At 48.1% G+C, this 16497-nt stretch carries 7 protein-coding genes; 2 read left to right on the forward strand and 5 right to left on the reverse strand.

The window, feature by feature from the left end:
- Positions 1-120: 120 nt before the first annotated feature.
- Both ACYZ97_RS11980 and ACYZ97_RS11985 read right to left on the reverse strand, forming a co-directional pair.
- A complete protein-coding gene (locus ACYZ97_RS11980; RefSeq protein ID WP_473299144.1) occupies positions 121-435 on the reverse strand; it encodes a hypothetical protein in 315 nt (104 codons plus the stop codon).
- A 4-nt stretch (positions 436-439) separates the two neighbouring features.
- Positions 440-1159, reverse strand: coding sequence for a tetratricopeptide repeat protein (locus ACYZ97_RS11985; protein WP_473299145.1), 720 nt, complete (start codon positions 1157-1159; stop codon positions 440-442).
- 232 nt (positions 1160-1391) lie between these two features.
- Between ACYZ97_RS11985 and gyrB the strand changes: the two genes are divergently transcribed.
- Positions 1392-3821 (forward strand): DNA topoisomerase (ATP-hydrolyzing) subunit B, encoded by a 2430-nt coding sequence (gene gyrB, locus ACYZ97_RS11990; RefSeq protein WP_473299147.1) that lies wholly within the window; start codon positions 1392-1394, stop codon positions 3819-3821.
- 251 nt (positions 3822-4072) lie between these two features.
- Here gyrB and pncB read toward each other — a convergent pair whose 3' ends face one another.
- The 3 genes from pncB to ACYZ97_RS12005 form a co-directional block, all read right to left on the reverse strand.
- Complete coding sequence (gene pncB / locus ACYZ97_RS11995; RefSeq protein ID WP_473299148.1) at positions 4073-5377, reverse strand: nicotinate phosphoribosyltransferase; 1305 nt, start codon at positions 5375-5377, stop codon at positions 4073-4075.
- Positions 5378-5384: 7 nt separating this feature from the next.
- Complete coding sequence (locus tag ACYZ97_RS12000; RefSeq protein ID WP_473299150.1) at positions 5385-14093, reverse strand: GH36-type glycosyl hydrolase domain-containing protein; 8709 nt, start codon at positions 14091-14093, stop codon at positions 5385-5387.
- A 151-nt stretch (positions 14094-14244) separates the two neighbouring features.
- Positions 14245-14997: an IclR family transcriptional regulator gene (locus ACYZ97_RS12005; protein ID WP_473299152.1), complete on the reverse strand. Its 753-nt coding sequence runs from the start codon at positions 14995-14997 to the stop codon at positions 14245-14247.
- A 203-nt stretch (positions 14998-15200) separates the two neighbouring features.
- Between ACYZ97_RS12005 and ACYZ97_RS12010 the strand changes: the two genes are divergently transcribed.
- Positions 15201-16484, forward strand: a complete 1284-nt coding sequence (locus ACYZ97_RS12010) for an MFS transporter (protein WP_473299153.1) — start codon at positions 15201-15203, stop codon at positions 16482-16484.
- Positions 16485-16497: the final 13 nt, after the last annotated feature.

The raw sequence follows: 16497 nt of genomic DNA on the forward strand, positions 1-16497 counted from the left end.
AGGCACCCAGTCGTTAAGCCGAGATACCAATGCATAATTATGAAAAAGCAGTGGGCTGGGGGCTTTGAGGTAATCCAATGCAAGTTCGCGAATATATCCATTTGGGCTATAAAGATACCACTATGCTAGCAAAGGTGTTTGCTTGATCAGCCTTTTAGCCTTTTTCGTATGAGGCAAAGTGCTGGATTTAATGTGAAAAAATCTCGAGAGCCATGATAGGTTCGGGTTGATTGTATTCACTTCATCATAACCAAAAAGATGTGACTGTATAAATAAATAGGTCTTTATGCTCTCTTTGCAGTCAAGGGTTTGCAGGTGTCTTTCAGCTGCATTGAGCGTTTCTTGTTGAACTTCACCGTTTCTCATCTCAATTTGGAGATCGCGCAATTGTTCGCCAAATTCATGGGACAGGGAATTGGTTTTGCTTTGTGGCATCGGACTATTCGTTTGCCTCTTCAAGTACTTTGGCGGCTTTGGCTTTTTTTGCCCATTCGCGGGCTTTTCCAGTATTACGTTCTACGCCTTTTCCCTGCTGATAAAATTCGGCAATGGCTTCCATGGCGTCGACGTCACCACCATCAGCGGCCTTTTTGTACCATTCAAAGGCTTTGGTCAGATCCTTATCAACGCCTTCCCCATATTCATAGAATGTTGCGAGGCTGAACATAGCGCTGACATTGCCGAGCTTAGTTGCTTTTTCATACCAATCTCGCGCTTTTTTATAGTCAATCTGCTCTTTATGATTGTCATCGGAGTAGAGGAAACCAAGATTGAGCATGGCACTGCTATTGTTTTGGGCGGCCGCTTTTTCGTACCATGTGATTGCTTTATCAATATTGCGCTCAACGCCATCACCGCTGTCATAAGTATCACCTAACGAGAACATCGCTTCATCATCCCCGGCATTGGCGGCTTTTTCATACCATTCAATGGCTTTGTTGATGTCCTCTTCAACGCCATAGCCGGAATCATAATTGACGCCGGTCTCATACATTGCCGCGACATTGCCGTTTTCAGCAAGCTTCAAGACTTCTTCAAAAGACTTGTTATCCAAGGATTGTGGTGCGTCTTGTGCGGATGAAACACTTGTAAAAAGGCCTGCCACCATCCAAAAACAAACAAAAAAAGTAAGAGCTTTTTTTACTTTGTAAATCGTCATGTTCATATTCCTCGAATACCATAAGATCATTCTTTCTATTCTGTTTTTGGGGCGACTTCAATTCTTGGTATTGTTTCATAGATTCAGTGCTGTGTATCCTTTTCTATCCACGATTAAATTACCTTGAGAATTTGGAAAATTGGGGCTGATAGCGTATAAAGGACCGGAGTTTTCAGGTGATTCGGAAAAGTCTTTCAAGTACCTGTTTTTATTGCAATATTGGATAGATTTCATGACAGACGAAACAGTGGCTGAGGCAGGCGGCGAATATGGTGCCGATTCGATCAAGGTTCTGAAAGGCCTTGATGCGGTACGCAAGCGCCCCGGTATGTATATTGGCGATACTGATGATGGTTCGGGTCTCCATCATATGGTCTATGAAGCCGTTGATAATGCTATTGATGAAACCTTAGCCGGTTATGCGACATTGGTAACCGTTACATTGAATGCCGATGGCTCCTGTACAGTGACCGATAATGGACGTGGTATTCCAACAGATATCCATCCGACCGAAGGTGTGTCTGCTGCTGAAGTGATCATGACGCAGTTGCATGCAGGTGGTAAATTCGACCAGAATTCTTATAAGGTTTCTGGCGGCTTGCATGGTGTGGGTGTTTCGGTGGTTAATGCTTTGTCGGTCTGGCTTAAGCTACGTATTAAACGTGCCGGCAAAATTCATGAAATTTCTTTTACCCATGGTGCAACCGATGCGCCGTTGAAAGTGGTTGGTGATGCCGGTGACGAGACTGGTACGGAAGTCAGCTTCCTGCCCAGTTCTGAAACTTTTACCATGACGGAATTCGATTTCGAGACGCTGGAACGGCGCTTGCGCGAGCTTGCTTTCCTTAATTCTGGTGTGCGTATTCTGTTGACCGACAAGCGTCACGCCGATGTTAAACAGGTTGAGCTGCATTATGACGGCGGCTTGATTGAGTTTGTTAAATATATCGATCAGTCAAAAAAACCTTTGATTGAAGAGCCGATTTATATCACCAACGAGAAAGACGGTATGACCGTTGAAGTCGCCATGTGGTGGAATGATAGCTATCATGAAAAGGTGCTGTGCTTTACCAATAATATTCCCCAGCGCGATGGGGGCACCCATTTGGCCGGCTTTCGCGGTGCATTGACCCGTCAGGTCAATGGTTATGCGGAAAGCTCCGGTATTGCTAAAAAGGAAAAGGTCAGCCTGACTGGGGATGATTGTCGTGAAGGGTTGACGGCTATTTTGTCAGTCAAGGTACCTGATCCGAAATTTTCATCTCAAACCAAGGACAAGCTGGTCTCGTCTGAGGTGCGTCCGGTGGTGGAAAGTTGCGTCAATGAAGCATTGGCTACCTGGTTGGAGGAGCATCCGACCGAAGCCAAGATTCTCGTTGGCAAGGTGGTGGAAGCTGCGGCTGCTCGTGAAGCTGCCCGCAAAGCGCGTGAATTGACACGCCGCAAAGGCGCTCTGGATATTTCATCCTTGCCGGGCAAACTGGCTGATTGTCAGGAACGTGATCCGGCTAAATCCGAAATCTTTATCGTCGAGGGTGATTCGGCTGGTGGTTCGGCCAAATCCGGCCGTTCACGGCAAAATCAGGCTATTTTGCCTTTGCGTGGTAAAATTCTCAATGTCGAGCGCGCCCGTTTTGATCGTATGTTGTCATCCGATATGATCGGGACGCTGATTACGGCATTGGGTACATCCATTGGTAAGGATGAATTCAACCCAGATAAATTGCGTTATCACAAGATCATCATTATGACCGATGCCGATGTTGACGGTGCCCATATCCGTACCTTGTTGCTGACGTTCTTTTTCCGTCAAATGCCGGAATTGATAGAACGTGGGCATCTCTATATTGCCCAGCCGCCGCTTTATAAGGTAACACGTGGTAAATCCTCCCAATATATCAAGAATGAACAGGCTTTCGAAGAGTTTCTGATTGATACGGGTTTGGATGAAACGGTTCTCGAATTGAATACAGGTGAAGCGCGTGCTGGTGCTGATTTGCGGGAATTGGCAGAAGATGCGCGTCTTTTACGCCAGCTTTTGAATAATTTGCATACACGCTATGATCGTGTTGTGGTCGAGCAGGCTGCTATTGCCGGTGTCTTTAATCCAGAAGCCCTGTCAACACCAGAAAAGGCGCAGGCTGCTGCCGATAAAGTCGCCGCGCGACTTGATCTGATTGCCGAAGATATGGAGCGCGGTTGGAGCGGCCACTTGCTGGATGATGGTGGTCTGCGGTTTGAACGTACATTACGCGGGGTCAAGGATGTGCGGACTCTTGATATGGCTTTGATCGGTTCGGCCGATGCTCGCCAAATTGATCGCCTGTCAAAACGCCTTGGCGATGTTTATGGTACGCCGCCGGTTTTGCGTCGTAAAGATAAAAGTGAGCTGATCTCAGGCCCTGTTGCATTGCTTGAAAGCATTTTTGCCAGCGGTAAAAAAGGTCTTGCCTTACAGCGCTATAAAGGTTTGGGTGAAATGAATGCCGAACAGCTTTGGGAAACCACACTTGATCCCAATGCGCGTTCATTGTTGCAGGTCAAGGTTACCGATGCGACCAATGCGGATTCGCTCTTTGCACGTCTGATGGGGGATGAGGTCGAGCCGCGTCGTGAGTTTATTCAGGATAATGCATTGTCGGTTGCCAATCTTGATGTTTAAGCCTGCTAATTTTTTGTCAGCTTGATACAAGAACAAATATTGCCGGTTTTAAGTAAAACCGGCATAGACTGTTGGTTGTTAGATCGGTCTTTTTTGATATGGGCCTATTGATTGCACAATTATCGAGGTAAAGGTGCAATGTAAGATGGCGGGCAAGGTTTTTGAGCGCACCATAAGGGATATGGAAAAGGGGCGTTCAAAATATTTCAGGCGATCACATCGACATATTGGATTGAATTTGGTTCTTAAGCTTATACCTTGACCGGTTTGGCAATCCGTTCTTCATTGCCGAAGAATTTGAGATACCGCTCGATGACTTTTGGATCTCCGGTCATTTTTTCTGGATTGTCGGCGAGCTTGACAGCCGGCCGGCCATTGGCTTCACTGACTTTGCAGACAAGTGAAATGGCTTCCAGATTTTTGGCCGGTCTTGTCGCGCATCCAGCAAAATCGTTGGTAAGATTTGTGCCCCAGCCAAAGCTCATGCGTACGCGATCTTTGAAATGGTGATAGGTTTCTTCAATGGAATCGACATCCAGCGCATCGGAAAAAACCAGCAGTTTGTCACGCGGATCTTTGCCGTGTTCTTGCCACCATTTGATAATGCGTTCACCACCTTCAATCGGCGGCGCGCTGTCAGGGCGAAATCCTGTCCAATCTGCGACCCAGTCGGGTGCATTGCGTAAAAATGAGGCCGTTCCGAAAGCATCGGGAAGGGCAACAAGAAGGTTGCCACCATAATAGCGGTTCCAGTCTTGCATTACCTGATAGGGAGCGTTTTGCAATTCTTCGTCTGTATTGGAAAGGGCGGCCAGCACCATGGGCAGTTCATGCGCATTGGTGCCGATGGCGGGTAGATCTGAATCCATGGCGAGAAAGACATTGGATGTACCTGAGAGACGCTCTCCGATTCCTTCTTTTAGAGCATCAACGCACCAGCGTTGCCAAAGAAAAGAATGGCGTCGCCGGGTGCCAAAATCGGAAATACGGATATCATCGAGTTTTTGCAGTCTTTCAACTTTACTCCACATTTTGGCTTTGGCGCGTGCATAAAGCACATCAAGCTCGAACTGACCGAATTTTTTGAGTGTAGAACGCGAGCGCAATTCATTGACGATAGAAAGTGCAGGAATTTCCCACATGGTTGTGTGTGTCCATGGTCCGTGGAAGTGCAGTTCATATTGGCCGTCTTTTTTGTTGAGTTCGTATTCGGGCAGCTGGAATTTTTCCAGCCATGCCAGAAATTCCGGTTGGAAAATCTGCTTGCGACCGTAAAATGTATTACCGGCAAGCCAGATCATTTCTCTTTTTGTAAAACGTAATTCCCGAGCGTGGTCAAGTTGAGCACGCAATTCATGCTCGTCGATTTCATCTGCCAGCCTTACCGATCTGGAGCGGTTAATCATCGAAAAGGTTGCGTTGACTTGGGGGTATAACCCCCAGATCATTTGCAACATCAATAATTTATAGAAATCCGTATCAAGCAGGGTCCGTAAGATCGGATCAAGCTTGAACGTATGATTATAGACACGACGGGCAATATCGGTATAAGCCATTGATCTGCTATTCCTTTGTTTTATCGGTCTTTTTCGATTTGCGATTGGCCGTAGAGGAGCTGGTGGGTTTTAAAGCGGTTTTCGATTTTGTCGCTTTCTTCTTTATAGCAGTTGTTGTTTGTAAAGTACGCGTACTTTTTTGAGCCAGTGTAAGCAAGATTTCATGGCGTCCGGTTTTTTGCAATGTAATGCCGTTCGCATCATGTTTCGTTACCTTGCCATCAATCATTAGATGGTCATGGGGACCACGATCAACCTTGATTGTATAGACAGCCTTGCCATGATGTAGCTCGATCTCGAACTGGTCCCATTGTGATGGTGGTGTCGGATTGATGAAAAGTTTTTCATCCTTACGCGACAGACCCAGAATGGCTTCAGTTGCAGCACGGTAATACCAGCCTGCAGAGCCTGTATACCACGTCCAGCCTCCCATGCCACGGCGTGGCTCGACGGAATAGATATCGGCTGCAATAACATAGGGTTCTACGCGGTAGACATCTGGTGTTTTGCCATGATGGATCGGATTGATCATCGAGAAGACATCATAGGCTCTATCCGCTTGGCCGAGTTTGGCCAGCGCCAAAATACTCCATAATGCACCATGGGTATATTGACCACCATTTTCACGGATACCCGGTGGATAGCCTTTGATATAGCCGGGTTCATGTTTGGTCTTGTTGAAAGGTGGCCAAAATAGACGGATAAGACCGCCTTTTTCATCGAGCAAATGGTCAAGCATGGATTGCATGGCCTGTTGCTGATGTTCGGGTGTCCCCATATCCGATATGACTGCCCAGCTTTGTGCAATTGTATCGATCTGGCATTCATCGCTGAGATGCGAACCAAGCGGTGTACCGTCATCAAAATAACCACGCCGGTACCAAGCACCATCCCATCCATCTTTTTCAAGGGCGATGCGTAATTTATCGACATGGATTTTCCATGCTTTAGCACGGGTTGTATCACCGCGTTCTTGTGCTAGCGGAATAAAGGCGTTGAGTGCATTGGCAAGGAACCATCCGAGCCAGACACTTTCACCTTTACCCTTGACGCCGACCAGATTCATACCGTCATTCCAGTCACCGCCTAGAATGAGCGGCAAACCATGTTGACCTGTCCTCTTGATAGCGAGGTCAAGTGCCAAGGCGCAATGCTCGTAAAGGGATACTTTATCGGTTGAGACCGATGGTTGGAAATAACTGTCATGCTGGTCTTCTGCCAGCTTGTCACCTTCAATAAAGGCAATCGGTGTATCCAGAAAGTCCTTGTTGCCTGTTGTGTTTACATAAAGGGCTGTACCATAGCCTAGCCATGCGACATCGTCGGAAATGAGCGTGCGGACACCGGCACCACTTGCCGGTAGCCACCAGTGTTGAACATCGCCTTCCTTGAATTGACGCGAGGCAGCATTGATCAGTTGTTCACGTGCCAATTCCGGTTCTAGTAGCAACATTGACAATGTATCTTGCAACTGGTCGCGGAAGCCGAAAGCACCGCTGGCCTGATAGAAGGCTGCACGGGCCATGATACGACAAGCATAGGCCTGATAGGGTAGCCACTGATTGACCATAAGATCAAAAGATTTATCCGGTGTTTTGACCTGTAGAGGTGCAACAAAGCTCTGCCATTTGGTTTTTTGTGCTTCCAGAATACTGTCAAATTCACTTTGACGCATTTGGTCGATTAGCTTGTCGGCATCCTTTTGGCTTTCGCTGTTGCCGAGATAGAAGACGATCGTACGGCTTTCACCCGGCTTGAGATCGATATCATAGGAGAGTGCCGAGCATGGATCACGTCCGGCTTCAACTGTATTGGACAATAGTTTGGCCTGACGGATCGCAAGTGGATGTTTGACGGTGCCGGTTGCGCCGATAAATTCTGATCTGTCGGTTGTCACGCTAGATGGTAATTGCGAGGCGGCCAGAAAACTCAATTGCGTTGATTTATCAACATGATATGGGTTTCGGGCAAACAAGACGCCGCGGCGATTGTCATAGGTCGGTACGATAAAGGGCGCATTTTGCAATCGTACATTGCCTAAAACCCACTCTGCATAATTATAGAGGCGCAGGTTCTTGTCTTGCTTACCGTGGTTATGCAGGACAAGACGTGAAAGTTTTATGGGTTCATTTGTATGAATGGTCTGGGTCAGTTCCAGCTTTATATCGCCATGACGGGATGTAAAGGTGGAATAACCCATGCCGTGGCGGGCTTCATAAAGCACGCTTTCATCACGCTCCAGCGTTGCAACCGGTGAGAAGCAGGCACCGCTTTGACGGTCAACCACATAAAGTCCTTCACCCGGTCGATTGGAGACCGGATCATTGGCCCATGGGGTCAGCTGATAATCACGGCTATTGCCTGCCCATGTGAAAGCAGCGCCTTCAGCAGAAACATGGAAGCCAAAATTTTCATTAGCAATGACATTGATCCATGGATGCGGGGTGGATGTCTGGCCGGAAAGACGTATGACATAGCTGCCATCTTTGTCGAAACCGCCATAGCCGTTCCAATAGGCCAGATCGTCACCTTTGACCTGTTGTTGCATTGTGTTGGCAACATTGCCAATCAGGCCGATCGATGTCGATTGCAGGATTTCCTGCTGCTGTTCTTCCTGTTGGTCTTTTTTGCGCTTGGTCTTGGATTTGGCTTCTTTTCCACCGTTCTCATTGCTGTTTTTGGCATTAAGATCGGAATCGATATTTTCCATACGTTGCAACTGTTCAGCCAGTTGTCCGTTTTGTGCATGCATGACGACGCGGGCAGAGGCCAGCAAAGTATTGAAACTTTCATCATTCATCTGGTCACGTCGTACAGCAAAAATATGCGGCTTTCCATCGGCTTCCATTGAGCGGTTGCGATAACTCTCGCAGATCCATTCAATGGCGCGCTGGGTGTCTTGCGCATAAGAAAAAGCCCGTTCGTTCAGTACGACAATATCCGCTATCAAGCCACGATTACGCCAATATTCATGGGCTTTCAGCAGATCACGCAAAACATCGATATCGGCTTCATTGTCGATACGCAGTAGAAAGATCGGATAATCGCCGGAGATCGACATCGGCCATAGATCGGATTGTTTGCCCAGACCTTCGCTGATTGCTTCAGGCGAGATACGCCATTGGCGATCGGGATAGATCAGCGGCGTTGCTATTTTTTGGTATTCAACCGCCTGTTTCGGTTTGATGCCGATCTGATACATGGATACCTGACTGTGGGTCCATGCCATGGAATATTCGCGCGGGAAAATATTGGGTTGTCGATAATGACGGATATTTTCGAGCAATGCTTCCTTATTGTCGGCAGCCATAGTCCAGAAGATGAGATCAGCCTTTTTGCGAGCCGGTACACGAATACGGCATCGGATTGCAGCAACCGGATCCAGTACACATCCCTGACTGCCGTTAAATGATGAATTGCGATCCAAAGCAGTGGGACGACGGATAGAGCGACCGCGGCCGATAAATACACGTCGATCGGTTTCCGCTTCCGCTTCACGAATGATACCTGATGTATCGGTTACGAAATGGGCCACATGGATATCAGGATCATTGGGTGCACGTTTACGCCGATTGGCAAAAATCGTAGCACCATTATCGGCAATTTCGGTCTCGACAAACATGCGTGAGAAAACCGGATGGGCTGCATCTGTATCCGATGTGGTGAGAACCAGTTCGGCATAGGATGTTATTTCGATAATACGGTCTTTGGCCGTGGTGTTGATCAGTTCGATACGGCGGCCTTCGCCACAGCCTTCATTGGCAACAATACATTCAACCGTCGACTTGATCCCGTCGACTGTTTTCATGAATTCGGCTTTTTCATCGGTAAAGACGGTTACCGCTTCTTCTGCACTGACACGTGTCGGTTCTCCGGTTGCCGACCACCAACGGCCGGTAGCCACATCACGCAGGAAGAAGAAGGTGCCTTGTTGGTCTTCACTGGCATCAGGCAGGAAACGTGTAATATTGATATTATTCCAACGGCTGTATCCTGAGCCTTTTGCTGACAACATGACTGAATAGCCATTGTTGGCTAGTAGCAGGGTGGAGCAGGGTTTGGTTAAAGGTGCGTTCACAACACGTAATGGTGCATCGTCAAAGCCACCGGTATCATTACGCATTGGATTGGCTGTTTTGGCGTGAACCATCGGGATTTCACGGGGGGCTTTTTCTTGCAGCAGCAATTCTGCAGCTTCAATGACCGGATCACGGTGGAAGCGTTCACGCATACGGCCTTCGAAGATGACATTATTGACGGCTAGAATCGACATGCCGTGGTGATGGGCATAGTAGTTCTTGATGACGGCACATTTTTCACCTTCCGGCAGACGGGCCGGTGTGAAGTCGATCGAATCGTGATAGCCATACTCACCCAGTGCACCCAAATCGCGCAGGCGTTTGAGGTTGGCAACGGCTTCTGCTGGCATATATTGGGCTGCTAGAATACTGGCATAGGGGGCAATAACCGCGTTACGTGACAGACCACGCTGAAGACCAAGGCTTGGTACCCCGAAATTGGAATACTGATAATTCATCAATTGGTCGCGGGCATTGAAAGCCGCTTCCGATATACCCCACGGCAGTCCCCGCTCGCTGGCATATTTGATCTGGCGGCGCACAATTAGCCGGTTGGTCTGGTCAAGGAGCGACCCTAAAGGTTCACGCATGACGAGCGGCGGCATCAGATATTCAAACATTGAACCTGACCATGACAGCAGGGCGCCTTTCCAGCCTACAGGTACCAGAAGACGGCCAAGACGGAACCAATGCTCAACTTTGATATCGCCCTTGGCGATGGCAAAAAGGCTCGACAGACGAGCTTCGGAAGCCAGCAGATCATAGCAGCTTTCGTCTAGTTCGTTTTCCTGTACCCGATATCCGATGGACAATAGGCGACGTTCGGGGCGTTCGAGGAAGTCGAATTTCATATCGAAGGCATATTGACGTGCTTGATCGGCCAGTTTGATCAGGGTCTTACGGAGGCTTTCCGTATCATGATCATCGGTAGCATCCTGTGTATGTGCCTCGCATGTTTCAATCAGTCTGTGGGCCCATTGCAATGCATGACGGGTTTCTGCCGAGCCGATTTCATCAAAGAGTTCACGGATCAGTCGTTCAATGTCATGGGCGACAAGCGACAGGTTGATACTGCGGAAGGTTGCCGTTTCGGGTTCGTCCATAACGGTGCGTACCGTGCGGCGGAAATTAGCGATCCGTTCTTCAATCCGTCGGCGCAATGGGCGCAGGATGCGGCGATCATCGGGAATATTGTCGAGTATTTCTTTGAGAATATCATTGACATCAAGCAGACCTTCGAGATCTCCTTGAAGATAGACAGAAGGTGCCTCGGCCCATTCACGCAATGCCGATGAGAGCGTTACAAGATGGCCGGCAAGATTGCCGGAATCAACTGTCGAGACATAGGTCGGGAAAAGTGGCCGCAATGTGTGTGTTTCATACCAGTTATAGAGATGACCACGGTATTTTTCCATTTTGCCCAATGTATCGAGCGTTTTGGCGATGCGATCAATCGTATGGGTAAAGCTGATCCAGCCGAAGTCGCGGGCAGCAACCGTTGATAGAAGATAGACACCGATATTGGTTGGCGAGGTGCGTTGGGCGACAATCGGCTCTGGATCCTCCTGAAAATTATCAGGTGGTAGATGATTGTTTTCTGCATTGGCAAAAGTTTCATAAAATAGCCATGTACGACGCGCGATACGGCGTAAATCGCCTTTGTCGGATGAGCGGACTTCGAGCGAATCCTGTACGGCTGCCGAACGGCTGACGAGCCATGCGATAAAAGGCGAGAAGAACCAGATGATAGAGAAAGGCAGTGCAATAAGAGCAGCTGGTGACATTAAAAAGGCTGGCAGGGCAATGCCGACCAGACCGATAACCGAGGCAGGCCACATCATCGCGATATAGTGCTTGAGTGAATCGGGTGCTGATTTGCTGGCAGCAGAAGTACGCCATTCAAGCAGGTTTTCATGCGAGATGGCCATGCGATAGAGGGTGCGTATGATCGCATCGACCATATAATAGCCGGAATGGGCAATAAAGGTGGTGCGCAGCGCTACATCTGCGGTAGAAAAGGCAATATTGGTCATAACGGCCTGAATATGGCCACGAATGGAATTATCCATGCTAACCGGCAATATATTGCGAATGACGCCCAGCGTTGGTGCCATGAACATGCCGAGTAACAGGAAGAGCTGCCAGAATGCGGCAATGCCCAATGGCAGCAGGCACCAGCCGGCAATTGAGGCAATAATCCAGCAAAGCGGGGTTAGGGAACGTCGTAGATTATCCTGCATTTTCCAGCGGGTAATCAGGCTGATATTATTGCGGATAAAGAGATAGGGCAAAAGCTGCCAGTCGCCGCGTATCCAGCGGTGATGGCGCGCGACGTCAACATGGTAGGCCGTTGGATAGTCTTCAACCACTTCGACATCGGTTACCAGTGCGCAACGGGCGTAGCCGCCTTCAAGAAGATCATGGCTAAGGACGGCGTTTTCTTTGACGCGTCCTTCCAATGCCGCTTCAAAAGCATCAATATCATAGAGGCCTTTACCGGTGAAGGTGCCTTCTTTCAATAGATCCTGATAGGTGTCAGAAACAGCGAAGACATAAGGATCAATACCACGATTGACTGAAAAGACGCGTTGTAGAAAAGAGGCTTCATCTCCGGTTGTCAGCGATGGTGTTACGCGTGGCTGTAAAATTGCATAGCCGCTGGTGATACGGCGTGTGACCGGATCGAAGCTTGGACGGTTTAATGGATGATCAAGTTTGCCGACAAGTTTTGTGACGGCTTCTGGCGTCAGTCTGGTGTCGGAATCCAGTGTCATACAATAGCGAAAATCCATCGGTAGCCGTGGATCAGCCGGATAGAAAGTGGTGTCTTTATCGCCGCGTAGCAAAAGATTCAATTCATGCAGCTTGCCACGTTTGCGTTCCCATCCCATCCAGCACTTTTGGCTGGCATTAAAAAGCCGGCGTCGATGTAGCAGGTAGAAAAGAGGTTGGCCATCACCACGATAATGATGATTGAGATCGGCTATTGCCTTTTGGGCATAGTCATAAAGATCGAGATCATCATCACTTTCTTCGACTTTTGAATCAGCCCAGTCGGTTGCCAAAGCAAAATTGACAGCACCTTGCGGATTGGAAAGGTAATGGACTTCCAGATTGCGCACCTGTTCATCAATACTGTCGCGCGAGGTGATCATTGTTGGAACGACAACCAGAGTGCGGGCTTGTTCAGGGATACCATCCTTGTATTCATAACCGATTAGACGGTCTGGTGGAATGAACCATGCAACGATAGTATTGAATAGTGCAAAGGCGGTATCCATGGTTGGAAACAGCGATAGTGCAGTAAAGAGCAATGACAATCGGGGTGTGACACCAGCGTAGCGCAAAAGCATGTAGACGCTGGCAATGATTATCAAAGTCAGGACCGAAACAGGGATGGCAATAGAGCCGATTTTCCATGCACGATAAGCGCGCATGAAGCGTGTGTGTATCGGTCTTTCATAAGAACAGGCATCTTCCAGCAAAGGCCGTCCGGCACCGATTAGATACCATGATACGGATGCTTGGGTTGAAGAACCAAAATTGGTGTGACCTTCATGTGCCAGATCGAGTGCTTTTTGTGTGACTTCTAATTCGCTATAGGGTGACCGGCGTGCAATTTTTTCAATGACGACGCGGTAGGTATTACGCGAATGGAAATCAATTGCGGAAAAGTCACTATTATCGCGTAGCAGAAAATCGACATGGCTGACAGTCTCGAACCATGTCGTCCAGTCGACATCGTCAATGGCTTTAAGTGCACGGATAATATTACCCATTGTAACCCCGCCGGTTGATTGGCGGGTATGTTCTTCGGCTGTGGCGGTATCTGGATTGCTGCCATGGCGGGCAAGTCCGTCTTCAACCCATGCAATAGCGGCTGTTGCATCACTAGAGGTTGCGCGCAAGCGGTAGATCAAGTGGGTTGCAAATGTCGGATCGGCGACAAGGTCCTGATATTTTTTAAAAAGTGCTTTTTGTTCTTCATCATTATTTGCCAGAGCAATACGATCGGCAACATCATTGGCAAATTGGCGCATACGGCGTGCACGTACGACACGCAATGATAGACGGCGAGCATTTTCGATGAGGATCAGGCGTACAGCGGAAGGCAATGCCCATAATTCACCAATCTGCAACACTTCATTTTGTTGAAATCCATTAACCAGAGATGTCAGGCTGGAAACAGAAAAACTGCTGTCAGTATGGGCAACATAAAGCCAGGCTAGTGCAAAGATGCGTGGCAATTTATATTGGCCTTCAAAAGGGGGCAGCTGGTCGATGAATTTACGTGGAAAGTCACGTCGGACCTGCTGGATGGTTTTATCAATCGTATAATGGTTGTCCAGCAGCCATTGGGCAGCCGGTGTAATGGTTTCATTATTGCGTGCGGCTGCATCGGTTGCGCGAAAGGCATGCAGAATAAAACGGGCATTTTCACTGAGACGGCGGGTAAAATCGAAATTGCTGTATTCAGGAAGTTCGATGGATTGTCGTGCGCTCATGGAAGCGGCAAGTGTACTGAGCTCGTCTTCCGACATATAGGTGTCGCGGATAGGAATGGCGGTTTCGGAGAGATAGCGGATATCCGTTTGCTGCGCGACAAAGGATTTAATGAGTTCTGCCGTTTCAGCCATGGCGTCCTACCTATTTTTACATGCCTTTGAAAACAAAATGCATAGTGATCGAGTCATATCTAAAACGTTTTTTTTTATTTTTTATTAAAATGACATTTATATGAAATGAAGAGTCTTGACGAACATATTCTATAACAGATGTGACATCTCGTTAGCTATGCCAGCCAAGCTCACAGCTAATTTCATTTGCGATTCTCTTAACGATAATGGCATAATCAGGCATATCCTCCATTGAAAGATATTGGATGGCACTCGACATGCTGACGGCGGCGATGATTTGGTTGGCGGCATTGTGGATCGGAACAGCTACGCATCGCACACCGTCTTCGTTTTCCTCGAGGTCAAACGTCACACCTTGTGTCTTATAGGTGCACATTTTTTTTTGCCATTGTGAATAGGCTTTGAGATTTCCCTTATATTCGCGGCTATAGATTTCGCGCCAACGCTTGTCATCAAAATCCATAATCAGGGCCTTGCCGAGGCCTGTTGAGCAAATAGGATGACGTTCGCCGATCTTGGAGCTGATCTCAAAGCGTCGTTGCCCTGCAATTTTGTCGAGATAAAGGGCGGTGTCTTCATCAAGGATGCCGAGATGGACGGTGTTTTGTGTTAGAGCGGCGAGTTTTTCGAGATATGGGTGGGCGATGGCGGTCAATGGCCATTGTTGTTGCACGAGGGCGCCGAGTTGAAACAGTTTGGGGCCGAGGCTGTAACCGCTGCTGGGTTCGAATTTAAGATAGCCGCGTAGGAAAAGCGTCGATGCCAGTCGGTGTGTCGTGCTGCGCGTCAGGTTCATTTTTTTTGCCAACTCATTGAGATCACAGGGGGCCTGGCTGATTTCGTCAATAATATTGAGCGCGCGCATGAGCGCCTGATTGCCCTGGGGCTTTGGTTTTTTATTCATTATTTTTTTATCCTTTTAACCAATTTTTCTTTTTAATCAGCAGCTTACATGTTTATCGCGCTGACGACATCCATCGTGGCCCTATGTATTGACGTCGATGTGATACATATCGCGTCTTGACAGATGTTCATAGGCTAAATAATAATATTTCATATTATGAAAGATAATACCATAATATGGTATTAGTTTTGGGAGGAGCTTTCATGAACCCGAGTAAATTGGATTCGGCTTTGTCACGTGCACGCTGGCGTCTCGTGCCATTTTTGCTTTTAATGTATGTCTTGTCGTTTCTTGACCGTGCCAATATCGGTTTTGCCAAAGAAACGTTTCAAGTCTCTGCCGGTATATCAGATGCGGCTTATGCACTGGGTGCTGGGCTTTTCTTTTTATCATATGCCTTGCTTGAAGTACCAAGCAATTTGATTATGCATAAGGTCGGCGCCAAGATTTGGATGTGTCGTATCATGGTAACATGGGGCCTCGTTTCGGCGGCTATGATGTTTGCCAATAGTGAGACGACCTTTTATCTGTTGCGCGTTTTATTGGGTGCTGCGGAGGCCGGTTTTTTCCCTGGCGTCATTTTGTATCTTACCTATTGGTTCCCTGACCGTTCGCGTGGCAGCATTATGGGGCTGTTTTATTTCGGTGCACCGCTTTCGTTCATTTTTGGCGGTCCGTTGAGCGGGTTGCTTCTGGATATGCACGATATGGCCGGTCTCGAAGGCTGGCAGTGGATGTTCATGATTGAAGGCCTGCTGGCTAGTGTTGTGGGTATCTGGGCTTATTGGTATCTCGATGATAAGCCGCAGGATGCGCGCTGGTTGCTTGATGATGAAAAGGCCGCATTGGTGGAAGAAATGCGCCGTCAGGAAATCAGTAGAACCCATCATGGTCTAAGTGACCTTAAAGCGGTATTTTTTAAGCCCGTTATCTTACAGCTGATCGTAATCTATTTCCTGATCCAGATGAGTGTCTATGGCGTCATTTTCTATTTTCCGCCCCAGGTCGCTGCATTGCTTGGAACAAAAGTCGGTCTGGAGGTTGGTCTGGTCTCGGCAATTCCTTGGGTTTTCGCTATTATGGCAACTTATTATCTGCCGCGAATTGCTGACCGTAAGGACGCCCATCGTCTGGTTGGTGGTTTGACTCTTCTGGTTTCTGGAATTGGCATCGCTGTTTCCGCGGGTTCATCTCCTTTGATCGCATTGATCGCGTTATGTTTTGCTGCAGCTGGCTTTATTGCCGTGCAGCCGACTTTTTGGGTTTTTCCAACAAGTTATCTTGTAGGCACTGCGGCGGCAGCTGGTATCGCCCTTATCAATTCGCTCGGTGCATTGGGGAGCTTTGTTGCACCCAATCTTAAAAACTGGGCCGATGGGCAATTTGGTGCGGGCAGCGGGCTATATACCATGGCGCTGGGAGCTGTTATCGGCGCACTGATTATTTTTATTATACCAAGATGGCGCAATGATAAAAGTGCCGATTAATGTGAGGAGTTAA

The sequence above is a fragment of the Bartonella sp. bp_1 genome, assembly GCF_055808085.1.